The 21,717-nt window shown below is 52.0% G+C and carries 23 protein-coding genes and 1 riboswitch; of the genes, 4 read left to right on the top strand and 19 right to left on the bottom strand.

All coding sequences use genetic code 11. The annotated features are described in order from the left end of the window. Positions 1-10: 10 nt before the first annotated feature. The 19 genes from D5269_RS06075 to queA all read right to left on the bottom strand — a co-directional run bounded on the left by D5269_RS06075 (position 11) and on the right by queA (position 17,296). Entirely contained in the window at positions 11-556 is a 546-nt protein-coding gene (locus D5269_RS06075; RefSeq protein ID WP_120484122.1) for a BMC domain-containing protein, read from the bottom strand. Between the two features lie 6 nt (positions 557-562). Continuing rightward, positions 563-1,942 carry a 4Fe-4S dicluster domain-containing protein gene (locus D5269_RS06070; protein ID WP_243126658.1) on the bottom strand — a complete coding sequence of 460 codons (1,380 nt, stop codon included), beginning with the start codon at positions 1,940-1,942 and terminating at the stop codon, positions 563-565. After that, positions 1,923-2,204 carry a EutN/CcmL family microcompartment protein gene (locus D5269_RS06065; protein WP_120484121.1) on the bottom strand — a complete coding sequence of 94 codons (282 nt, stop codon included), beginning with the start codon at positions 2,202-2,204 and terminating at the stop codon, positions 1,923-1,925. The genes D5269_RS06070 and D5269_RS06065 overlap by 20 nt, the downstream gene beginning before the upstream one ends. 14 nt (positions 2,205-2,218) lie before the next feature. Beyond that, complete coding sequence (pduL, locus tag D5269_RS06060; RefSeq protein ID WP_120484120.1) at positions 2,219-3,088, bottom strand: phosphate propanoyltransferase; 870 nt, start codon at positions 3,086-3,088, stop codon at positions 2,219-2,221. After that, on the bottom strand, positions 3,085-3,819 hold the full coding sequence (locus D5269_RS06055; RefSeq protein ID WP_120484119.1) for a hypothetical protein: 735 nt from the start codon (positions 3,817-3,819) through the stop codon (positions 3,085-3,087). Before D5269_RS06055 ends, pduL begins: the two co-directional genes overlap by 4 nt. A 13-nt stretch (positions 3,820-3,832) precedes the next feature. Further along, positions 3,833-4,117, bottom strand: a complete 285-nt coding sequence (locus D5269_RS06050; protein WP_016316278.1) for a BMC domain-containing protein — start codon at positions 4,115-4,117, stop codon at positions 3,833-3,835. A 57-nt stretch (positions 4,118-4,174) separates the two neighbouring features. Beyond that, on the bottom strand, positions 4,175-4,471 hold the full coding sequence (locus D5269_RS06045; protein ID WP_016316277.1) for a BMC domain-containing protein: 297 nt from the start codon (positions 4,469-4,471) through the stop codon (positions 4,175-4,177). A gap of 21 nt (positions 4,472-4,492) precedes the next feature. Next, positions 4,493-5,995, bottom strand: a complete 1,503-nt coding sequence (locus D5269_RS06040; protein WP_120484118.1) for an acetaldehyde dehydrogenase (acetylating) — start codon at positions 5,993-5,995, stop codon at positions 4,493-4,495. Positions 5,996-6,114: 119 nt separating this feature from the next. Then, on the bottom strand, positions 6,115-6,768 hold the full coding sequence (eutL, locus tag D5269_RS06035) for an ethanolamine utilization microcompartment protein EutL (RefSeq protein ID WP_120484117.1): 654 nt from the start codon (positions 6,766-6,768) through the stop codon (positions 6,115-6,117). Between the two features lie 4 nt (positions 6,769-6,772). Beyond that, positions 6,773-7,711, bottom strand: coding sequence for an ethanolamine ammonia-lyase subunit EutC (gene eutC, locus D5269_RS06030; protein WP_243126656.1), 939 nt, complete (start codon positions 7,709-7,711; stop codon positions 6,773-6,775). Between the two features lie 6 nt (positions 7,712-7,717). Continuing rightward, positions 7,718-9,088: an ethanolamine ammonia-lyase subunit EutB gene (locus D5269_RS06025; RefSeq protein ID WP_016316273.1), complete on the bottom strand. Its 1,371-nt coding sequence runs from the start codon at positions 9,086-9,088 to the stop codon at positions 7,718-7,720. A 13-nt stretch (positions 9,089-9,101) separates the two neighbouring features. After that, on the bottom strand, positions 9,102-10,532 hold the full coding sequence (locus tag D5269_RS06020; protein WP_120484115.1) for an ethanolamine ammonia-lyase reactivating factor EutA: 1,431 nt from the start codon (positions 10,530-10,532) through the stop codon (positions 9,102-9,104). A gap of 157 nt (positions 10,533-10,689) precedes the next feature. Further along, a complete protein-coding gene (locus D5269_RS06015; RefSeq protein ID WP_243126655.1) occupies positions 10,690-11,508 on the bottom strand; it encodes a carbon-nitrogen hydrolase family protein in 819 nt (272 codons plus the stop codon). Between the two features lie 20 nt (positions 11,509-11,528). After that, a complete protein-coding gene (locus D5269_RS06010; protein ID WP_016316270.1) occupies positions 11,529-12,194 on the bottom strand; it encodes an RraA family protein in 666 nt (221 codons plus the stop codon). 56 nt (positions 12,195-12,250) lie between these two features. Then, positions 12,251-13,540, bottom strand: coding sequence for a TRAP transporter large permease (locus tag D5269_RS06005; RefSeq protein WP_120484114.1), 1,290 nt, complete (start codon positions 13,538-13,540; stop codon positions 12,251-12,253). After that, positions 13,537-14,013, bottom strand: a complete 477-nt coding sequence (locus tag D5269_RS06000; protein ID WP_016316268.1) for a TRAP transporter small permease subunit — start codon at positions 14,011-14,013, stop codon at positions 13,537-13,539. Before D5269_RS06000 ends, D5269_RS06005 begins: the two co-directional genes overlap by 4 nt. Before the next feature lie 33 nt (positions 14,014-14,046). Then, complete coding sequence (locus tag D5269_RS05995) at positions 14,047-15,099, bottom strand: TRAP transporter substrate-binding protein (RefSeq protein WP_016316267.1); 1,053 nt, start codon at positions 15,097-15,099, stop codon at positions 14,047-14,049. A 275-nt stretch (positions 15,100-15,374) separates the two neighbouring features. Further along, on the bottom strand, positions 15,375-16,085 hold the full coding sequence (locus D5269_RS19005; protein WP_016316266.1) for a GntR family transcriptional regulator: 711 nt from the start codon (positions 16,083-16,085) through the stop codon (positions 15,375-15,377). Between the two features lie 182 nt (positions 16,086-16,267). Further along, a complete protein-coding gene (queA, locus tag D5269_RS05985) occupies positions 16,268-17,296 on the bottom strand; it encodes a tRNA preQ1(34) S-adenosylmethionine ribosyltransferase-isomerase QueA (protein WP_120484113.1) in 1,029 nt (342 codons plus the stop codon). A 100-nt stretch (positions 17,297-17,396) separates the two neighbouring features. Beyond that, a riboswitch (Lysine riboswitch) is annotated at positions 17,397-17,576 on the top strand. Positions 17,577-17,745: 169 nt separating this feature from the next. On the opposite strand from queA, the gene asd reads away from it, so the two are divergent. The 4 genes from asd (at position 17,746) to D5269_RS05965 (ending at position 21,716) form a co-directional block, all read left to right on the top strand. After that, on the top strand, positions 17,746-18,825 hold the full coding sequence (asd, locus tag D5269_RS05980; RefSeq protein WP_120484112.1) for an aspartate-semialdehyde dehydrogenase: 1,080 nt from the start codon (positions 17,746-17,748) through the stop codon (positions 18,823-18,825). 581 nt (positions 18,826-19,406) lie between these two features. Beyond that, on the top strand, positions 19,407-20,297 hold the full coding sequence (gene dapA, locus D5269_RS05975) for a 4-hydroxy-tetrahydrodipicolinate synthase (RefSeq protein WP_016316263.1): 891 nt from the start codon (positions 19,407-19,409) through the stop codon (positions 20,295-20,297). 170 nt (positions 20,298-20,467) lie between these two features. After that, the gene (gene dapB / locus D5269_RS05970; protein ID WP_016316262.1) at positions 20,468-21,220 is read left to right on the top strand and encodes a 4-hydroxy-tetrahydrodipicolinate reductase; all 753 of its coding nucleotides are present in this window, start codon (positions 20,468-20,470) and stop codon (positions 21,218-21,220) included. Positions 21,221-21,233: 13 nt separating this feature from the next. After that, on the top strand, positions 21,234-21,716 hold the full coding sequence (locus D5269_RS05965) for a hypothetical protein (RefSeq protein ID WP_016316261.1): 483 nt from the start codon (positions 21,234-21,236) through the stop codon (positions 21,714-21,716). Position 21,717 lies beyond the last annotated feature (1 nt).

The following is a 21,717-nucleotide window of genomic DNA, read 5'->3' as shown; positions in this document are numbered from 1 at the left end:
AATTCCTCCCTCAATAGAGCGACTGGAACACTTCCGGTCTGGGACTTGGAATCACCACACTGCCCATCAGCATACCACTGTCCGAAGCGATCCCCGCTCCAGAGTATATCGCCTCCCGTACCGCAGCAACCTCGCCGGTGAGCACCACAAAGGATTTTCCTCCAATCCCCAGTCCAAGACGCAGGTCTACTAATTCCACATCCGCTGCTTTTACCGCCGCATCAGCCGCTTGAACAGCCGCGGTGACACTGAAAAATTCCAATACTCCCACCGCATTGACTTCACCTGGCTCGGTAGCCTGATTGATCGCCTGGATCACCTGAGGATGGACCCGGGGAATCACGACCGAGTCGACCACACAGGCTCCACCAGCCGATTGTCCCGCTTCTATCGCGGCCTGAACGGCAGCTACATCGCCGGACAGCATCACATGATATTTTCCGGGGCAGGCCGTTCTGGCAAACACCAGATTCACTTCAGCCGCCTTCAGCATGGTGTCGGCAGCCTGAATTCCCTGTGCAATGCTGTTTAGCTCTAAAAATCCAATCGTCTCCATCCGACCTTATCCCTCCTTCCGTATTACGATGGCATCTCCAACCGATACAACCACACCATCTATGCTGGCGTGCAGGTTGGCGCTCAAAGCCCCTTCTGGCGCAGCAGCAATCAACTGCCCGGCCGAGACCTGTTCCCCCACCGTCACCAATACAGTTGGTGGTGCGCCAATATGCTGCCGTAACGGCAGTGTCACCTGATCAGGTGTCTCCTGCATCAAACCGGCAGTTCCACAACGATCGTAATATTCCAGTACACCTGCCCGAGCGGCAACCCGTTTGGTAGGTGCTTTTCGTCCTTCCCGCCATAGGGATGGTTCCTGCTGTCCCTCTCCTTTGTTCCAGCGCACCTTTTCTCTGGCCAGCTCTTGCTTAAGCATCGCGTTGACCCGCCGGGGCTGTAACTGCATCGGACAGGCAAACGTTTCGCAGATGCCACATTCGCAGCATAATGCCGCACTTTTCAGGATGCGGCTGTCCGTTGTGTTTCCATCCAATTCCAGCGTCGCCATCTGGCGCATAATCCGATGCGGTTCCAGCGGATGTCCCAGAAGATGCCGGGGACATAAATCCGTACACCGGCGGCACTGGATACAGGACGATCTGGCACGCTGATACATATGCAGAAGGGTGATCTGTTCCTTTCTGGCGGGAAGGCTGTCAATGGGCAGAATCAGGATGCCAGATGTGGTCTTAATCACTGAGGCTTCCAGCGCTTGATCCCTTGTGAGCCGTCTTCCCATCATCGGTCCCCCCGCAATGGCCATCCAGTCTCCCTCCGGGATACCTCCCGCCAGTTCCAGACATTGTGCAAAAGAGGTTCCCAGAGGTACACAGATCACTGTAGGCTTCTTCACCATACCGGAGACCGTAAGATATTTATGGGTTACGTTCTTCCCTTCCAGTGCCAGAGCTATATTATACATGGTCCCGACATTGGAAACAACACACCCCACATCCAGAGGGATGCCTGCCGGCGGGATTACTTGCTGTGTCACCTCGGCAACGATCACCTGTTCGTCTCCCGCAGGATAAAAACTCTTCATTTTATGGATCAAAATTGGGGCACCCTGTTCCCGGATCGCCTGTTCCAAAGAGGAGATTTCCTCCTGGTAGCTGCCCTTGAGAGCAATCGTACACTGCCGCGCCCCGACCGCCTGTTTGACTGCTGTGGCAGCAGATACAATCTGTGCGGCATGATGGATCATCAGATACCGGTCAGTCCGCAGAAGAGGTTCGCACTCCGCTCCATTCAAAATCAGATGATGGATGTCCCCTTTCAGTTTGGCATGGGTGGGAAATCCAGCACCTCCACAGCCCACGATACCCGCACGTTGTATGGCAGAGATCACATCCACCCCATTTTTCTCACTTGCCGGCCTGCTCACGATCCACCTCCAGACTGTCGATGATTCCCACAATCGCGCTGTCCACCATCCGCTCGTCTCCTCCACAGGCCCGGCGGGCAGTGCTTCCGCTGACCACCAATACCCGCTCCCCGATCCCGGCGCCGACCAGGTCGGCCGCTACATACTCCGCGGAGGTTTTGCGTCCACCGCGCTCTTCTCTCACCACCATCAACTTTAATCCACTCAGGCTGTTCTCCTTTTTCGTAGCCCAGACATGACCAACCACTGTGCAGACTGTCATTGTTTACACATCCCTCATTCGCGTTCTATGCAGATTCCCGACTGACGGAATACATCCATCGCCGAGGGGGTCAGGATCGTCTTTCTGCTTAGTATCAGCGACCCTTGGCACTGCGCTGTCAGACAGCGCGCCACTTGTTCGGTCACCAGTTTGGGAATCTCCACCGGCTCCTTTTTTGCTTCCTGTGTCTGTTTCCCGGGGAATATTGGGAGAGGCTCCCGCTCTCCTGAAAGGATAATCGCCCGGGTCTGGCTATCCAGAGCACAGGCGTTAGCCTCATCCAGATCAATATGGAGTGCTGGTGTAAAGGAATCCTTCACCCGTATCTCGATCCCCTCAAAAGTCAGAGGACGGCTGCTTTCCATCCGGACGCTGACAAGCTGGCCATCATGCAGCCCCCTGCGGACAGCCTCATCTGGCGGCAAATGGATATGCGCTTTTGCGACAATCGCGCTCCCATCTGCCTGTACCATCCCGTTCGGGCCGATCAGATAGACATCCGCCGCCCCTGACAGGTTTCCAGACAGGCGCACCGGGGCCTGTATCCCCAATACCCGGCAGTCTGACCGAGACAGCTCCACCTGAACGGCTGACCGCTCGGGTCCCAATACCGCCACATTGGAGAGCTCTCCCTTTGGGGTAACCACCCGAACACGCTGTTCACTCAAAAATTCGCCTTTCTGGGATAAATCCCTGCGCTTGGTGAGTGCTGCCCCTTTCCCAAACAGGGCTTCCACCGACTCGCGGGTCAGATGGACATGACGCGCAGATGCTTCCGCAGGTATTTCATTCCAAACTGCGCACATCTGCTGAGGTCCTTCCTGTTTTTGAAGACAGCGGGTTACTACCTGAGCAACGATGCTCTGTATCTCCTGCTGTGTCATTCTTTTCCCTCCTTTTGCCGGGCAATCTCCCGGCACATCAGGATATAAATGGCACTGGACAAGCGGTTCAGCGCCTGAACCAGATCCTGACGTTCCGACCCGAATGCCGAAACAGCGGCCAGTTCACACTCCCTGATCTGGGTTCGCAGCCGGTTCAACAGAAGCACTGGTTCTCCCATCCGGTAGTTTAACACCGGATGGGGAATTCCTAGCCGCTCGGGAATGTGATGAGAAAAATCCCGGATCTGCTCCGCATCCATCTCGAACAGTTTTTGATCTTCCAGCAACCTGTCCTGTACCTCTGCCCCCAAAATCGCACGAACATAGCTCAGGATGTCCTCCAGCGCTTCCGCTATAGGGGTTCTCCCAGCTTCAGCAAATAGGAACTGGGTTTCCAGCAGCTCGGCCTGAAACGAGTCCAGCGCCCCGCGCAATGCAATGCGCGGATGGGTTTTCTCCACCAACAGATTGCCCCGCAGATGGGTCATGTGCTCCGGTTTTTCGGCATAGGTGATGCCGGTTGAGGCATCGCGGTAGGTCGCAGCTCCCCGGTTCACAACTGGCTCTCGGGGCATTTCCTGCACGTTTTTTTTCTCTGTCAGGGTGATTTTTCGATCCTTTAGAAATTCCCGCGCCAGCGGTGTGACATAGGTACCCGGTTCCACACTGTACTCCCGTACCTTCCCAGTCAGACAGGCACTGCGCAGATCGGCTTCGGTCAAGATTTTCATGTCACAGCCGTTTTTAGTTCAGGGTAGGCAGAATCAGCTCCACCTCTCCATGCGGACGGGGAATCACATGGACGGAGACCAGCTCACCGACCTTCGATGCCGCAGCTGCTCCGGCATCGGTTGCCGCTTTGACAGCACCGACATCTCCCCGCACCATCACCGTTACCAGACCGCCGCCCACATGGACTTTACCGATTAGGTTCACATTCGCTGCCTTTACCATCGCATCTGCTGCCTCAATCGAACCAACCAGCCCCTTTGTCTCGATCATACCCAAAGCCTGTAAATTTTCTGCCATTTTCAGTTCCTCCTGTATCTCATTTCATTTCTGTATACTGTATAGACTTATGGTGTTCTATCTGTCCCCACTCTCAAGAGAAGGGAGAATCCGCTCGACTTCCTCGTGCGGGCGGGGTATGACATGTACGGATACCAATTCCCCCACACGGGAGGCCGCTGCCGCACCCGCATCAGTAGCTGATTTTACCGCTCCGACATCTCCGCGCACCATAACAGTCACCAGACCGCCGCCTACATGAACTTTTCCAATCAGGTTGACATTGGCTGCTTTCACCATCGCGTCAGCCGCTTCAACCGAACCTACTAACCCCTTGGTTTCAACCATGCCCAAAGCCTGAAAATTTCCTGCCATCATCCATTCCTCCTTAAACAATTACGCCATACCCAGCCGGGCCAGCACTGCCCGGGTGATCGCTTCTACATCCGCGCGGGTCACCGGCTCCGACGACTGCGGGGATTTTTCCAGCATCGGAGCATTCTGACACGCTGTTTCGGGCACCGGATGGTTTCCTCGGATCTCCTCCAGCTCCCGTACACCAAAGGCCACCCGCCGGATATTCACCAGGTGTCTCGGTGTCACATTGTCCGAGGTCGCGCTTCCTCCCACTGCGCCGCATCCCAGTGTCAGTGCCGGGGCAAGATTGGTGGTGGAACCCACGCCGCCCAGTGCGCCGGGCGTATTGACCAGCAGACGGGAAACCGGCTTTTTTCTGGCAAATGCCCGAATGACTTCCTGATTCTGTGCGTGGATAGTCATAGTGTGACCCGCCCCTTCATTTTGCAGGATTGCAACACACAGGTCGCACGCCTCTTCCCAACTGTCCTGGACATAGTACCCCAGAACCGGGCACAGCTTTTCCCGCGCATAGGGGTTCTGTCGGGAAACCTCTGTTTGCCTGGACAGGAGCACCCGGGTTTCATCCGGGACATTGACATCCGCCATCTTTGCGATCTCCACCGCCCGCTTGCCTACGATCTGGGGATTCATCGTACTGTTGGCCCGCAGCAACAGCCGGGAAACCTTTTGAGACTGCTCCTCATCCAGAAAATATCCGCCCTGCGCTTTGACCTGCTGCTCCACCTGCTGCGCGATGCAGGACAGGGTGACAATCGACTGTTCTGACGCACAGATGGTGCCGTTATCAAAGGTTTTGCTGTCGAAAATATGCTTGACAGCCAGAGGGATGTCAGCGCTCTGGTCGATGAATGACGGACCGTTTCCTGGCCCTACCCCCAGCGCCGGATTTCCCGAACTATAGGCTGCCCGTACCATTGCTTCGCCGCCGGTAGCCAGAATCAGGCTCACATCCCGATTTTTGAGAAGGGCATCGGTCGCCTGTACCGTAGTTAGGCTGATACATCCTACCGCACCTTCGGGTGCGCCTGCCTTGCAGGCAGCCTCCTGAATCAACTGTACAGTTTCACAGATGCACTTTTTGGCCCCGGGATGCGGGCTGATGACAATGGCATTTCCTGACTTCAGGGAGATCAGTGTTTTATACATTACGGTCGAGGTCGGATTGGTCGATGGGATCAATGCAGCCACAACGCCGACCGGCACCCCGATTTCCCAAATTCCCTGTCCCTCGTCCTCCCGGAGTATCCCCACCACCTTCAGGTCCTTGATCGACTGGTGGGTCACCGTACTGCCCAACAGATTTTTCAATATTTTGTCCTGCCAGTTGCCAAAGCCGGTTTCCTCGCAGGCCATCTTCGCCAAACGTTCAGCATTCTGGGCACAGGCTTCTGCAATCGCTGCAACAATGGCATCCAGCTGGTCCTGAGAATACTCTGCCAGCTGCGCAGCGGCTTTTTTTGCCTGTGCCACCAGATTCCGCACCTCCTGAACCGACTGTAGGTCGCGATCCAGTGTCATGTTAACCACTCCTTCATAATGGAAGCATTTGAAAATAACGGGTCTGATTCTTTTCAAGTCTGCGGCGTTCCTGCCGCAGGAGGCTACTTGTAGCAAGCCTTGCTTCAGGTATTTTCTCATTAAAACTTTTGAGGAAACTGTGCCGCATCACACACCGCTTGTGCGAAAGCATCGCACGCCGCTTGACAGGCGGACTGTTCTCCTGTCAGAAGACCACCGGCAAAATTTGTCTCGGTAGGTGGTCCATAAAATACCGACAATTCTACCTCCGCTGCCTTTAACGCTGCATCCAGCCCCAGAAGGGCTTCCATCGGCGGGGCGATTAGGTAAGCCATTGATGTCCCCACCTCCACGCCTGCCTGATGGGACAGGTAGAATCCTGTACTGGAAATGCAGTGCGCAAAGTAGACAACCGAATCATCTGTACAGGCACTGTAGAAGCACCCGCCATGCCGTATAAACTCCGCTGCTGCATCCAGACCAGCCCGTACCTGCTCGGGGTCCGGTCCGGAAAGCACACCGATGAACTCTCCTGCCAGCCTGGTGCTGGCATTCGACGCCCCAGCATACATACTCCGAGCATAGGCAACATGAACATCTGCTTTCTTGGTGGCCTCATCCAGAGCAGTATAAGATACGTCATCACAATCGGTGGTCAGAAAGCCCAGGCTCCTGTCTTCCGGCCGCAGATTCAGATGTTTTCGCAATATAGGATCGGCATTGGGCAGCATCCGCAGTCCCAGCAGGGATACCGAAATTGGATCGCCCCTCATCTTCTCATCCTTTCCGCAGGTCTACGCCGCTGGCTTTTGCTTTCAATATCATCTCAATCACATCACAGAGATAGGCCCCCGCTTCCACGGCGGAAATTCCGTTCCGATGGATATTCGATACCACTGTGCGTCGAGCCTCGGGCATTCCTACTGTGGCCCGATAGGCCAGATAGGCGCTCATGCTCTCTGCTGTCCCCAGTCCAGGCCGCTCCCCCAACAGCACACAGGTCACCTTGGCATCCAGAGTCTGCGCGATATGGTCCATCGCCGCCACCCGGCCAAACCGGACAAAAAACGGTGTGCCTACTATCAAGCCTCTGGCTTCCAAACCTTGCATCAACACCGGCAGGATATTAGCCAGATTTGCCTGTATAGCAGTAGAGGACAAGCCGTCGCTTGTATAAATCTGCACATCCGGGCTCTTTCTGCATCGCCGTTTGATCTCTTCCAGCGTCTCGAGGGAAAACTGGCGCCCCAGATCTGGTCGGGTCAAAAACTGATCCTTGCTTGTGCAGCAGGTCTGCACCGAAAAGAGTCCCAGACGTTCCAGTAGCTGTTCCGGTACATCCATCATCACGGCGTCTCGAGCCGCCGCATGGTCAGCCCGCAGGGTCAGCAGCGTCTGTGTCTTTAGTCGAGGACCTGCCCGCCCCACCCCAATACGCGCTGGAGTGCTGCGCATCATCCGCTCTAATGATTCTCGATCTTGTGGGGCTTCTAACAACGGGACGGCCTTTATATCGGGTGAAGTGATGTCCACTCCAGCCTCTTGGCAGACCATTCTCCCCCCGTCCGCCTGTGAAGCAGATTTTTCCTTTCTAGGAGGCTGGAATGGAGGTGGTACCGGAGAGCCAGCCTTTCCATTGGTTTGGATGGAGGAGGGGTTCGCCGTTAGTTCTGCCAGCACTTCCTGTACAATCCGTTCTATCGTTTGTGCTTCCAATCCCGCTCACCTACCTTTTGTAAAAATAGTGGGATCTCCTGCCCGTCTGGTCAGGCGCCCATCTTCCATAATCCCCATCTTTTCCAGCCACTGCTCAAACTCCGGAATCGGCCGCTTCCCAAGAATGTTTCGGATGGTTCCGACATCATGATAGGCGTTGCTCTGGTAGTTAAGCATAATGTCATCACTGGTAGGTACCCCCAGAATATAGTTGATTCCCGCTGCGCCCAACAGGAGGGACAGGTTTTCAATATCGTTCTGATCTGCCAGCATATGGTTGGTGTAACAGCAGTCGCACCCCATCGGCACACCGGACAACTTGCCCATAAAGTGATCCTCGAGACCTGCACGAATGACCTGTCTGCTGTCGTACAGATATTCCGGCCCGATAAAGCCGACCACCGTATTGACCATAAATGGTCGGAACTGCCGGGCATAGGCGTAACAGCGTGCCTCCATCGTCACCTGATCCGCTCCATAGTGGGCGTCCGAGCTGAGTTCGCTGCCCTGCCCGGTTTCAAAATACAGCACATTCGGTCCAGCTCCGGTCCCATGCCGGCGCAGCAATTCCTGCGCTTCTATAACGGTGTCGGTTGTAAAACCAAATGCCTGATTGCCCTTTTCGCTGCCCGCGATCGACTGGAAGATCAGGTCGGTCGGCGCCCCGTTTTTCACCGCCTCGATCTGGGTGGTGATGTGCCCCAGCACACAAATCTGGGTGGGGATTTCGAACCGGTTTTTGATTTCATCAAACCGCTTGAGCACCTCGCTCAGGCTGGATACCGTATCATTGACCGGATTCAGACCAATCAAAGCGTCACCGCAGCCGTAACTAAGCCCTTCAAACAGTGATGCAGTGATCCCTTCCACGCTGTCGGTGGTATGGTTGGGCTGGAGACGGGTAGCCAGTGTTCCACGCAATCCGATGGTGGTGTTGCAGCGGGCCGGAACCTGAAGCCGGGATGCCGCATAAATCAGGTCCAGATTGCTCATCAATTTGGCAGTACCCGCCACCATTTCCGCAGTCAATCCCCGGGAAATATCCCGCAGCTGGTTTTCGGTTGTCTCGTTGGACAGAATCCATTCGCGAAGCTCTGCCACCGTCCAGCCTTTGATCCGGTCATAGACCACCTCATTCAAGCTGTCCTGGTTTATTCTCGTCACGTCGTCCTGCTCGTATGGAACAACCGGATTTTCCCGCAGGTCTTTCAACAGCATATCTGATAAGGCTTCTTTGGCCGCAATGCGCTCCATATCCGATCTGGCAGCTACACCCGCCAGGGTATCCCCGGATTTTTCTTCATTGGCTTTCGCCAGCACCTCTTTTACACTGTCAAACACAAAATTTTGTCCTGACAGCAGCACCCGATAACTCATAGGGGTTCCTCCATCATCCGAAAATCAATGTTTTGACGACCACTGGTATGGCCAGGCCATCCACTACTGGGCGTCCCATATCCAGATAATCGTTCTGCTCCAGCTGCACTGAGTCGATCACGACCAATCCCCGTTTTGGGAAACGAAGGCGAATCTGCTGTCCAAGCGCTTTGGCCATATCCCGTTCCACTGCCAGAAACAGCGCTTCCTCCGGATATAGCGCCTGTTCACAGGCTCGTGAGAGTGCATCTGCCAGCTGTCTGATTTCCTCATACGAGGGATCCGCCTTGCCCGGCAATGCCAACAAAAAACGTCGGCTGTCGGTCTGCTTCATAAACCACGCGATCCGCTCATTCAAAATCATCCAGTCTCCCTGGATGCAGCGTGTCTGTTCCCGGTCTGTCAGCTTGAGTACTGGCAGGTTCTTCTGTGGAAGCAGACCGGGGTCATAGGTGATGGTGCTGCCCGATACACTGGTCGTATAACTGCCTGCGCCCACCACAGTTGCGCGAATCGTCTCTTGGGCATCCACCATCCGGAACCGCTGAAACAGGCCGCTTTCACGGATCGCTTGGCCCAGAAGGACACCGATGTCCCCATACTGAAGTGCATCCTGGCCGCTGTGACGGATACAGTCTGCCACACCGCCGGAAAAGCACACCGCCTGCACCGGATAGGGCGGCACGAACTGGCTGCTGCCAGCAGTCTGTATCTTATGTAAGAGCGGAGATTCCTCTCCCAGCAGCAGCTGTTCCAGCAGCTGTGCCATCCTCTGGCAGACCTGCCGGACATCCACAGGCGAAGCCGGAAGCCCTTCCGATAGCTGCAGCCCCAGACTTTCCGCGATGCAGCGGGCACTTGGACTGCAATAAGTCACTGTCCATTCGCTGGACAGGCAAATCTGTCTGCCCCCGATATCCAGACAGCCTTTTGCTACTGTGCGTCCATCCGGAGCAAACAGGACAATGTTGCTTGTCCCCCCTCCGATATCCAGATTCGCGGTGTAACAGCCATTTACTTTTGCGTATTGCTGTGCCCCACTGCCCTTTCCGGCCACGATTGCCTCCAGATCGGGTCCTGCTGTGGACACGACAAACTCCCCCGCAAACCCGCTTAACTGCTCCAGAACAATCGAGGCATTCTCTTTTCGGGCGGATTCCCCTGTGATGATGACGGCGCCTGTCCGGGTGTCCGACGGAGAAACCCCTGCGCTGTCAAATTCTTTTGCAACAATCTCGCCGATGCCCTCCCCATCCAGAAAAATGCGATCCCGGAGCGGGGTGCGGTAGATTCTGCTTTGATAGACCAGCTCCTTATCTACAATGGATACCCGTGGTACAGAGAAATAGCTGGCCGTGTTCTCCATCGTCAGCTTGCTGAAGATGACCTGTGTCGTAGAGGTCCCGATATCAATCCCCACGCTCAGCATCTCCTCAGACGCCATCTTCAACACCTCCCCAGACAACATGCGCATAGCCAAACGCATTCACAAATTTCCTGAATATGCTTGACTATGCGCACAAAGGGCATTTCCATGCCCTTTGTGCGGCAACTGATAAAGAGAAAAGGAAGAAGAAACCTTGCAAGTTGTCAGTCCGCGGTTAAATGGTATATAACTCGGGTCTGCGATCCTTGTAAGCGGGCAGCTTTGCGCGTACGGCCTCTACTCGGTCCAGATCAATACGAGCCACCAGCAGTTCTTCGGATTCACCGCCGCTGGCGATGGGGACACCCATCGGATCCACCGCTACACTCTCTCCAATCGTGTCTGCATTACACTGGTCACAGGCCAGCATATAAACCGTATTTTCAATTGCACGTGCGGTAATCAAGGTGCGGAAATGGTGGCTTTTCAGTTTACCTGCCATCCAGGCTGTGGGCATCACGATGATGTCAGCACCCTTAGAGCGCTGATAGCGGGCAACCTCTGGGAAGCGAACCTCATAGCATACAAACAGCCCGATTTTTCCAAAGGGTGTTTCGATAGGCTCAAAGAACCGGTCTCCAGCCTTGATGGTGTCCGACTCCTTATAGCCAAAAGCGTCATAAAGGTGGGTTTTGCGGTAGGTGGAGACGATCTCCCCTTCCGAATTGATTACCAAAGTGGTATTGTAATTGCGATGATCGTCCGATGCCTCTACCGCCTCGTTCATGCCGAAAATCAGCCAGATCCCATGCTGACGGGCTTGCTCGCGCATCTGGATAACAAACGGGCCATCCAGCGGTTGAGCGGTTGCGAGGGCAATTTCATGAGCGGTTCCAGAGGGAAAAAGGCTCATATAGAGTTCGGGAAAGATCACCACATCGGGATGGTATAGAGATACGGCTTTCTCAATCGCCTTTTTTGCCTTTTCCAGGTTGACCTCGGGCGACCCTTCCGAAGCCATTTGAGCCATCACAAAGGTGCTTTGACGCTGCACAAAAAATCCTCCTTCAGAAATTAGTCTACTTTCATCAGTTCCCCGATCTTCCCCTTGACGCCTTCTTCCACCAGACGATCGAAGTTGACCAGATCGGACAGATATTTACCTTCCGCAAAGCTCTTTCTCCACAGGACTTCGTTGCGGTCAGCGGCCTCCGCTTTCTCAACCAGTTCTTCGAAGCGCTCTGCTGGAGCTACAATAACGCCATCTACATCTCCATAAACGATGTCACCAGGGCAAACAACCGCCCCACCACAGTTAACAGGGACATTGTATTCTCCATCAATCCCTTTTAGGGTGTTGGTGACAGCAGCGCGCCCTGTGGAGAACAGCGGGAAGCCCATCGCTTTGATCGGACGGGTATCCGTGTTGGGGCCGTCTACTACAATACCTGCCAATCCAAGGCTGCGGGCAGCCTGTACAACCATTTCACCTACACAGGCCACACGTTTGTCACCCATGCGGTCGATCACAACCACAGATCCTTTGGGTGCACGCTTCATGGCGTAGTAGAGCATCGCATTGTCGTTTCCAGGCAGGCGGATGGTGAAAGCCGGGCCAATCATCTTGATGTCCTCGCTGATTGGCTTGATGCTGGCATCCATAAAGCCACCCTGAACATGGTGTCCAATCTGTGCGGGATCGGTTTTCAGTGCACGTTCAAACAGTTTCTCGAGATCCATAAAAATACCTCCTGAAATCATCAATCTTATTGTTGTTATTCATACCGCCCCGGTTTTTATGCCAGGAATGTGGAAAATACAAAATTAGGCAGCCAGGTGCTCAACGCAGGGATAAAGGTCACTGCCATCAGCGCTACTCCCAGCGGAATATAAAGAGGAACCACATTGCGGATTACACTTTCCGACGGAACTTTTGCAACACGGGCTACCGCATAGATGCAGAGTCCGAAAGGCGGGGTAGACAGGCCAATCATCAGATTCAGCACGATCATGACGCCAATGTGCAGCGGGTCAAAGCCCAACATATTGGTGATCTGAAGAATGATCGGAGCCGCTAGAATCAGTGCACTGTTGCTCTCCATGAACATCCCCATAATCAGCAGCACAAAGTTAATAATCAGCAGGACAACAAAAGGATGCTCCATTGCGCCGCCAAGCAACGACATGATTCGATCAGGGAGTTTTTCGAGCATGAGCGCCTTTGTAAAGGTACCTCCAGCCACCAGCAGAATCAGAATGGAAGAGCAGGACTTAATCGTGCTCCAAACCGAGTTCCATAATCCTTTGAGGGTGAAAGTTTTGTGCAGAATACCCAGCACAATCATGTAAAGAGCTGCCATCGCGCCGGTTTCGCCGGGGCTGAACACGCCCATCAGCATGGTAATTAGGATCAGTACCGGTGCCAGCATGATGGGGAACGCATCCAAAAACAGCTTGCTTGTCGTCTCGGTTTCTTCCGGGCGCGGAATAGGCTCATGGTTGAAGTGATTTTTGTGGGTAAACAGAACCCATACAAACAGACAGCCGCTCAGCACTACACCAGGAACGAGCCCGGACAACAGGGACTTCGTGCTGGATATACTGGCAATGGTGGCGTACAGAACCAGAGGGATACTGGGCGGGAATACCGGACCAACTGTACTGGCTGCGATTGTCATGGCAGAGGCATAGCCCCGATCATACCCCTCGCCGTCCATCTCCTCTACCATCATGGGGCCAAGCCCACAAACAGCGGAGATCGACGCTCCAGACATACCTGCAAAAATCAGGTTCAAGATAACCGCGATCTTGGACGAATAGCCTTTTTTCCCTCTTGATATTGTGCGGGCAAAACGGAAGGCTCGCTCGGTCTCGCCAAATTCGGTAACCAGATTGCCCATCAACAGGAACATCGCCACTGCCAACATGTTAAAGCTATATAAAGACTGATAAAACGAATAAGTAATAGTAGACAAGGTGGTGCCGGTCGCGATAAAGTAAAATGCGGCGGGCAGGCCCATAGCCACTACAATCGGTGCACCGACGCCCAACAGGACGACAAACCCAATCAACAACGCTGCGATCACTTCTGAGCCCCCCTCTCCTTCACCATTTTTACCATGTTGATGACCGTCTGAATCATCCAGAACAGGATGCCGAGCAGCATGGCATAATACAGATAGCGGATCGGAAACTTACTTGCTTTTGCCAGCGTGCGCTGAACTGAAGGAAGCATCAAACAGCCGCTGTAAAGGATGATACCGCTATAGACCAGCGTCAGCAGCTTACCTACCATTGTCATGCCGAAGGACAGTTTCGGAAAGACAGAAAATAAAATCTCTACCTTCAGGTGCTCGTCTCCGGACTCGACCTCTGCCAGTGCCAGAAAGACCATCAAAATCATGCCAACCTGTGCAATCTCTTCGCTCCATGTCAATGCGATCCCCAAAAAGAAACGGCAGAATATTTGTGCGATGATGCAAAAGCCAATCATCAGGCAGGACAATCCGGAAATGCTGGTTACTATTTTCCTTGCATAATTCCATAGTTTACTTGCCATAATAGTTCTCCCATCTGTCTGTTCTCAGATTCATCAGTGCTGAACCGATTTGATGAGATCTACCATATCGCCCCAATCCTCTGCAAAGGCATCGTACATGGTCATACCTGCTGCCTGAAACGCTGCAATGTCCAGACCGCTCTCTTCGTCGATGACCGTCATACCATTATCAATGCAGGTCTGCTTGTACTCTTCCTCAGCCTCAGCGATCTGCCCATCCATCCAAATGGAAGCCTCATATGCTGCATCCCAACATGCCTGCTGCTGACGCTCAGAGAGCTTGCTGTAGGTGTTGTAGTTCATCCAAAGGCCGTGGTTTGTCGGCATGTGGTTGGTCATGACCAGATACTTCTGAATTTCGTACAGGGAGTTGGTGCAGATAACGCTCAGAGGATTTTCCTGGCCGTCGATTACGTTGGTGATCAGAGCGGTGGATACTTCCGAGAAGTTCATTGGGGTTGCCGCCGCGCCAAAAGCCTGGAACAGCTGCAGATACAGGTCGCTGGGAACAACACGGATTTTGGCACCTTTCATATCGTCCAGCGTCTTGATCTCAAAGTTGCAGGTCACCTGTCTGTAACCGGAGCAGAAGGAACCCAGCAGAATTGCGTTACTGTCTTTCAGACTTTCATTGATTGTCTTCATCGGCTCACTGCGATAATCAAAGGTCGCTTGGCGGTGCGCCTCGTTCTCATACAGATAAGGAGCATCGAAGGCACCCAGCCGAGAGTCCAGGTCGGAGGCGGAAGACGGCACATACTGGGTAAAGTCACAAATCCCGCTCTGCAGCGGCTCCATATCGTAGGCAGCCAGTGAAGCGTTGGGATAAATCTCTACTGTCAGAGTCCCATCGGTTTTTTCATTCAGCAGTTCGGCAAACTTCTGTGCCCAGGTAATGACCGGGGTACCCTCTGCGTTCTGGTCGCTGAACTTCAGCGTATAGGACTTTTCTTCTTCGGCTGCCGCGCTGGAAGCGGGCGCTCCAGATGTGGAACCGCTGCTGGACGGGGTGGAGGAACCACTGGAACAACCAGCGAGCCCCAAAGTGAGAGACAGGGCAAGACCTAATGCAAGAATCTTTTTCATTTCGAATCTCCTTTTCTTCCATAGTTTCTTCAGTTCACCCATATAGTATTCTGCATATCGTATTCGGTATACCAAAATATAGCGAAAACCTCCTCTCTTTGGCAAATACTTATATCCATTCCCTCTAAGGATGATATTTCGAATTCGGTATACCAAAACCACATCAATAATGTACCATATTTCAAAAAATAATACAAGCTATTTCTTTTACTTGATTCTCTTTTTGTTATCTTTCACGAATTTTTTTTAACTTTTATGGTAAGAACGCTCGGTCTTCAAAAGATCAAGTTTTCTTCGTGATCTACCCTCAAAATATTGGGAATCTTTTTTAGATGGCTTTCCCAAGTGGCAATATGTTCTTTCAGGGTTTCCCTTCCCACATCGTAGTCCTTTTTTCTCAGGCACTCCAGCAAGCGCATATGCCTGCTGGGATATTCTTCAATCGGCAGATCTCCATATTGGAGCGAAAGCACCGAAGTCCGGATGAGTTGGTCTCCCAGATCAGAAATCATCTGAATCACCTTGGTATTTTTGGAGATGCGGGCGATCTGAATATGAACTTCGATGTCCTTTGTCATCAACTCATAATATTCGGCCGGGTCTATTGCTTTGGTTGTTACACGCATTTCGTCTGTCAAATTCTGGAGCATCTCAATATCCTGTTCTGTGATCTTTTTGATCGCCAGATCATAGGACATCAGTTCCAACGGAAGACGAATTTCCAAAAGCTCCTGCACCGTTTTCCAAGTCAACAGGCTGATCACCTTCTGTTTGCCTTTCTTGGCAATCCAGCCTTCCTGTTCCAACGTTCTCAATGCATCCCGGATCGGGGTCCTGCTTACAGCCAAAGAATCCGCCAGCTCACGCTCATTCAGAGCCTCTCCTGGTTTGATCTGATTGGTCACAATGAGCTGTTTCAACTGTCGATATACTTTTTCTGAGTAGGTTTCATTTTTGTCAATCGCTAAAAGCTGTACGCTCTCCACACCGTTTGCCCTCCATTAAAACCATAAGCCTTATTTATAATTTAGTATACCATATTTCAAATTCCTGTCAACAGTTTTTGGTATACCAAAAATCGCTCTCCCATTCCCCTGCCAGTTTCACAGAAAAAAACAGATACAATATAATGGTAAAGAACGAGAGTCAAAGGAGCTGAAGCTACAATCTATAGGATCAGCATTGCATCCCCGAAACTGAAAAAACGATACTTTTCGGCAACAGCTGTTCGATATGCCTGCATCGTATGTTCATAACCTGCAAACGCACTGACTAACATAATCAGGGTGCTCTCCGGCAGATGGAAATTGGTTATCAGACCATCCAGAACTTTGAACTGGTATCCCGGATAGATAAAGATGCTGGTGTCCCCTTCATCCGCGCGGATCTCCCCCCATTTGGAGGCGACCGATTCTAGGGTTCGGCAGCTTGTTGTTCCAACTGCAATTACACGACCGCCATTTTGTTTGGTATGGTTAACCAAGTCAGCAGTTTGTTTGGAAATGGAATAGTGCTCCGAATGCATATAATGCTGGGTGATCTCCTCAACTTTGACCGGGCGGAACGTCCCAATCCCGACGTGCAGCGTCACTTCCGCAATATTGATCCCCTTTTCCCGCAGTTCATCGAGAAGTTTAGTGGTAAAATGCAGTCCTGCGGTTGGTGCTGCAACCGAACCGAGTTGTTTGGCGTATACGGTCTGGTAACGCTCCCGGTCACGCAAAGCAGCAGTAATATAGGGTGGCAGCGGCATAGTTCCAATCCGTTCAAGCACCGGATAGATGCTTGTCCCCTCATATTCCATCCGAACGAGCCGGTTTCCGCCCTCGACTACCTCAAGAACCTCTGCGGTCAACAGGCCCTCCCCAAATACAAAACGTGCACCAGGCTTCGCTTTTTTTCCCGGCCTCACCATCACTTCCCAAATATCCTGCTCCTTCTGAGCGAGCAACAGGAACTGCATTGCCCCGCCGGACCCTTCTTTGATACCGAACAGACGCGCAGGAATGACTCGTGATGTGTTGATGACCAGCGTATCCCCCGGTTTCAAAAACGCTGGAAGATCATAAAAATGCTGGTGGTGAAGTTTGCCGCTCCCCCGTTCGAGACAAAGCATCCGGGAATGATCTCGGGGTTCGACCGGGGTCTGCGCGATCTGCTCTTCGGGGAGATCGAAAAAAAAGTCAGATTTTTTCATGGGTTCCTCCAATATTCTGTTGCATTAAACAATTTATCACAGCAATCGTCCAAATTGATTGACATACGGCTGATGAGATGCTAATATAATTTTGATAAACCAAACCGGTAGAGGCGCGTCTTTCATCAGTAACCGGGCATCAGATTGCCAAAGTCGTTTAAAGGGCCGGAGAAAGGGACAGACGCCGAAGGGGATGCGCTTGGCGGGCGCGCCTCTGGGGGTACTTCCGAAAAGGGGTGCCACTGTCATCATTGCAGTATGATGGAGCGCTATGGGGAGGCACAGGCAATGGGTATCTGCTGTTGCCGCGCGTTCAACTGACGAATCCTATTATATTGTAAAATACGCCGGTTTTCAACCGGTTTTTTTATTCTTCCAGCGAAAGTGCGCCGCGGTCTGGTCGACAGCCACACATTCGCGGATCGAGCGGAAAGGAATGTTTAGAGATTATGAAGCAGTTTAGAGTTGGCGTCATCGGTGCAACAGGCATGGTTGGGCAACGGTTTGTCTCTCTCCTGGAGAACCATCCGTGGTTTCAGTTAAAGGTCGTTGCTGCTTCCCCGCGCTCCGCAGGGAAAACATATGAAGAAGCGGTCGGTTCCCGCTGGGCAATGCCTTTTCCGATGCCGGAGTCTGCAAAAAATCTGATTGTGCTGGACGCCTCCAAGGTGGATGAAGTCGTACCCCAGGTGGATTTTGTCTTCTGTGCAGTTGATATGAAGAAAGAGGAAATCAAAGCCCTTGAGGAGGCCTATGCAAAAGCAGAATGTCCGGTCATCTCGAACAATTCCGCGAACCGTTCCACACCGGATGTTCCGATGATTGTTCCCGAGGTCAATGCTTCCCATACAGAGATCATTCCTGCGCAGCGGAAACGGTTGGGTACCAAACGTGGCTTTATCGCGGTAAAATCCAATTGCTCGATCCAAAGCTATGTTCCTGCCCTCCATCCGTTGATGGAAGAGTTTGGGGTTTCTAAAGTGCTGGTCTGTACTTATCAGGCAATTTCCGGAGCTGGAAAAACATTCGAACGGTGGCCCGAGATGGTTGACAATGTGATCCCCTATATCGGTGGTGAAGAGGAGAAAAGCGAGCAGGAACCGCTCAAAGTCTGGGGCAGGATGGAAGGAGACCAGATTGTCCCTGCCACTTCCCCATCAATCACTGCACAATGTCTGCGGGTCGCCTGCTCAGATGGCCATATGGCCGCAGTGTTTGTCAGCTTTGATCGAAAGCCGACGATAGACCAGATCAAGGAAAGATGGGCACAGTTTGCAGGGGCTCCCCAGAAACTGGAGCTTCCCAGCGCGCCCAAACAGTTCTTGCATTATTTTGAGGAGAACGATCGTCCGCAGACCAAGCTTGATCGGATGCTTGAAAATGGCATGGCGGTTTCGATGGGCCGTCTGCGGGAGGATTCCCAGTATGATTACAAGTTTGTTTGCCTATCCCACAACACTTTGCGTGGTGCAGCGGGCGGCGGCGTCCTTCTGGCAGAGCTGCTTGCTGCAAAAGGATATCTCGACTGAAGCGGAGGGACCTGAAAACTTCTATCCTTTTTCCATCTGAAAGTTTTGTAGAAATACACTAAGGATAGATTCTTTTGTGGTATCCAGATGGAATAATGATATAGTGATATCGTAAAACATCATGTTGATTTTTGCTCGAAAACATGGGAAATTTGGGGTTCTATGCTAAAATCGGACAGCTACAAGCAAAATAGAACATCTCATTTGGGTATGTTTTCACATTTTGAGGAGATCAGGTATCACTCTTGGCAAAAGTGCAGTTGTTAATGGTAGTTTTAAAGCTCTGTATTCCCTCTTTGGGGGCTTTTTCCGGTAGAAAGTCTGCTTGAAAGGCTGTCAATCTCTTCTACTTGACAAAGAATTTGGCTCTTGCTTTCCGACAGGGTTGAGGAGATTTAAAAATCTATGATTTTGCGATATTTGGTAAAGAAATGCAGGAATACAAAGTGTATTTTTCCCAATGATATGATCCAGATTGGAACCATTTTCAGCGATATTCTGCGGTGTAAAGTGCCATAGGTTGGCAAACATATCCTGAAGGTTTTTCAGTAATTTGATGATAGAAAGGTTGTCTGTAACAAATGAAAAAAAAGACCATCTTTACCGGTGCTGGCGTTGCGATCGTTACTCCTATGCGTCCTGATCAGTCGATCGACTGGGAGCTGTTTGGCAAACTGATCGACTACCAGATTGAGAATGGTTCGGATGCGATCGTCGTGGCAGGCACAACCGGCGAGGCATCCACATTCACTGATGAGGAGCATGTGGAGTCGGTACGGTTCGCCGTTGAGCATGTAGCTGGGCGGGTTCCGGTTGTCGCAGGTGCGGGGAGCAACCACACCGACTATGCTGTTTGGCTTTCCAAGGAGGCCAAACAGGCGGGCGCAGATGCTCTGCTGCAGGTTACTCCCTACTACAACAAAACCTCTCAGGCGGGATTGGTCCGGCATTTCACTACCCTTGCGGATGCGACTGACCTGCCAATCATTCTTTACAACGTTCCAAGCCGTACGGGTATGGGAATCCAGCCCAAGACCTATCTGGAGCTTTCCAAACATCCCAATATTGTCGCAACCAAAGAGGCGAGCGGCAATCTCTCTGCGATTGCGGAAATCCGGTATCTCTGCGGCGACGCTCTCGACATCTATTCGGGCAACGACGACCAGATTGTTCCGATTCTCTCCCTTGGCGGAAAAGGGGTCATTTCTGTTCTGTCGAACGTAGCCCCTCGCCAGACGCACGAAATCTGCCAGCTCTACTTTGATGGAAAAGTCAAGGAAAGCGCGGCACTCCAGATTCAGTTGTTGGGCCTGATCAATGCATTGTTCTGTGATGTCAATCCAATCCCGGTTAAACATGCGGTGAATCTGATGGGTTGGGATGCTGGCATCTGCCGTCTGCCGCTTGCCGAACTTTCTGACGTGCAGAAAACACTGCTTGAACAGGAAATGAAACATGCCCATATCATCTGATCTTCTACTGTCTTTAAAAAGATAAAAGACAGGGAATACAGGATGGGCTGGGGAACGTCCTGGACTGGCTGCATATTTTTGACGATGTTGATGGTTTCTAATCTTATCTGGACCAAATATCAATCAGAAGGATATGCCGAGTTTGCAGGAAGCAATAGTAGGAGGTCTAAATGAAAAGGATCATTTTATCAGGTTGTAATGGAAAGATGGGGCAGATGGTTGCTGCCTGTGTGAAAGACCGCAGTGACTGCACCATTGTTGCAGGAATTGACATTACAGGAAATAACAGCCGTAACGCATTTCCTGTTTTCACCAAACCGGCTGAATGTGAGGTAGACGCAGATGTTATAATTGATTTTTCCCATCCCAGCACACTGGCTCCCCTGCTCGCCTATGCGGTAGAACGTCATATTCCGGCAGTGATTGCCACCACCGGGCTTTCCTCCGATCAGATAGAGCAGATTCAGCAGACTTCCAAACAAGTCCCCCTCTTTTTTACTGCCAATATGTCTCTAGGGGTCAATCTGCTGGCGGAGCTGGCGAAAAAAGCAGCGGAGGTTTTGGGGGGACAATTCGACATTGAGATCATCGAAAAACATCATAATCAGAAGATTGACGCTCCCAGTGGCACTGCATTGATGCTGGCGGATGCGGTTTCAGAGGTTCTTCCGGAAACACCACAATATATCTACGACCGCCATGCAGTACGAAAAAAACGCTCCTCCAACGAGATCGGTTTACATGCGGTACGCGGCGGCACGATTGTCGGAGAGCATGAGATCATCTTCGCTGGACGCGATGAAGTTTTGACCCTTTCCCATTCAGCAGCAAGCAAAGAGGTTTTCGCTGTTGGAAGCATCAACGCCGCGCTTTTCCTCTGTGACCAGCCAAATGGCCTGTATAATATGGGCCATATCATTTGAAAGGAGCTTACTTATGAACGGCGTATCCAAAATTTCGGTCTGTGACGAGATTGCACTAGTCAGTTTCCAGCGGATTCCGAGTGACATTGCAACTCTTGCTTCGATTTTCACTCGTCTGGCCAACGCCAAAGTCAATCTGGACATGATCAGCCAGACCGCCCCGCAAGGACATCTAATCGGTCTTTCGTTTACTCTGCGTTCGGAACAGCTCGTCGAGGTGCTTGAACTGATTAACCAGTTCCGCGAAACCCATCCTGATATCAAACCGATGGTAAGCAACGGAAACTGTAAAATCCAGCTTTATGGTGAGGAGATGCGGGAGATGTACGGTGTCGCTGCTTCGGCAATCGAAGCCATCTCCGAAATAGACGCCGAGCTGACCCTGATCAGCACTGGTGAGGTAGAAATTTCTCTGCTGGTGCCCAAAAGCAGCTGTGATGCTGCCGTCAAGGCTTTAGAAGAAAAGTTTTCTGTCAAACCAGAATATGGAATATAAC

It is taken from the genome of Anaerotruncus sp. 1XD42-93 (assembly GCF_009917605.1).
Taxonomy (GTDB): Bacteria; Bacillota; Clostridia; order Oscillospirales; family Ruminococcaceae; genus Anaerotruncus.
The sequence above is the reverse complement of the archived record's forward strand: the minus strand, read 5'-3'. Positions and strand labels throughout refer to the sequence as shown.

Bases quoted from the DNA above. Each gene is read 5' to 3' on its own strand.
- D5269_RS06075 (WP_120484122.1), bottom strand. From the start codon at position 556: ATGGAGACGATTGGATTTTTAGAGCTAAACAGCATTGCACAGGGAATT.
- D5269_RS06065 (WP_120484121.1), bottom strand. From the start codon at position 2,204: ATGACAGTCTGCACAGTGGTTGGTCATGTCTGGGCTACGAAAAAGGAG.
- pduL (WP_120484120.1), bottom strand. From the start codon at position 3,088: ATGACACAGCAGGAGATACAGAGCATCGTTGCTCAGGTAGTAACCCGC.
- D5269_RS06055 (WP_120484119.1), bottom strand. From the start codon at position 3,819: ATGAAAATCTTGACCGAAGCCGATCTGCGCAGTGCCTGTCTGACTGGG.
- D5269_RS06050 (WP_016316278.1), bottom strand. From the start codon at position 4,117: ATGGCAGAAAATTTACAGGCTTTGGGTATGATCGAGACAAAGGGGCTG.
- D5269_RS06045 (WP_016316277.1), bottom strand. From the start codon at position 4,471: ATGGCAGGAAATTTTCAGGCTTTGGGCATGGTTGAAACCAAGGGGTTA.
- D5269_RS06040 (WP_120484118.1), bottom strand. From the start codon at position 5,995: ATGACACTGGATCGCGACCTACAGTCGGTTCAGGAGGTGCGGAATCTG.
- eutL (WP_120484117.1), bottom strand. From the start codon at position 6,768: ATGAGGGGCGATCCAATTTCGGTATCCCTGCTGGGACTGCGGATGCTG.
- D5269_RS06025 (WP_016316273.1), bottom strand. From the start codon at position 9,088: ATGAGTTATCGGGTGCTGCTGTCAGGACAAAATTTTGTGTTTGACAGT.
- D5269_RS06020 (WP_120484115.1), bottom strand. From the start codon at position 10,532: ATGGCGTCTGAGGAGATGCTGAGCGTGGGGATTGATATCGGGACCTCT.
- D5269_RS06010 (WP_016316270.1), bottom strand. From the start codon at position 12,194: ATGGATCTCGAGAAACTGTTTGAACGTGCACTGAAAACCGATCCCGCA.
- D5269_RS06000 (WP_016316268.1), bottom strand. From the start codon at position 14,013: ATGGCAAGTAAACTATGGAATTATGCAAGGAAAATAGTAACCAGCATT.
- D5269_RS05995 (WP_016316267.1), bottom strand. From the start codon at position 15,099: ATGAAAAAGATTCTTGCATTAGGTCTTGCCCTGTCTCTCACTTTGGGG.
- queA (WP_120484113.1), bottom strand. From the start codon at position 17,296: ATGAAAAAATCTGACTTTTTTTTCGATCTCCCCGAAGAGCAGATCGCG.
- asd (WP_120484112.1), top strand. From the start codon at position 17,746: ATGAAGCAGTTTAGAGTTGGCGTCATCGGTGCAACAGGCATGGTTGGG.
- dapA (WP_016316263.1), top strand. From the start codon at position 19,407: ATGAAAAAAAAGACCATCTTTACCGGTGCTGGCGTTGCGATCGTTACT.
- dapB (WP_016316262.1), top strand. From the start codon at position 20,468: ATGAAAAGGATCATTTTATCAGGTTGTAATGGAAAGATGGGGCAGATG.
- D5269_RS05965 (WP_016316261.1), top strand. From the start codon at position 21,234: ATGAACGGCGTATCCAAAATTTCGGTCTGTGACGAGATTGCACTAGTC.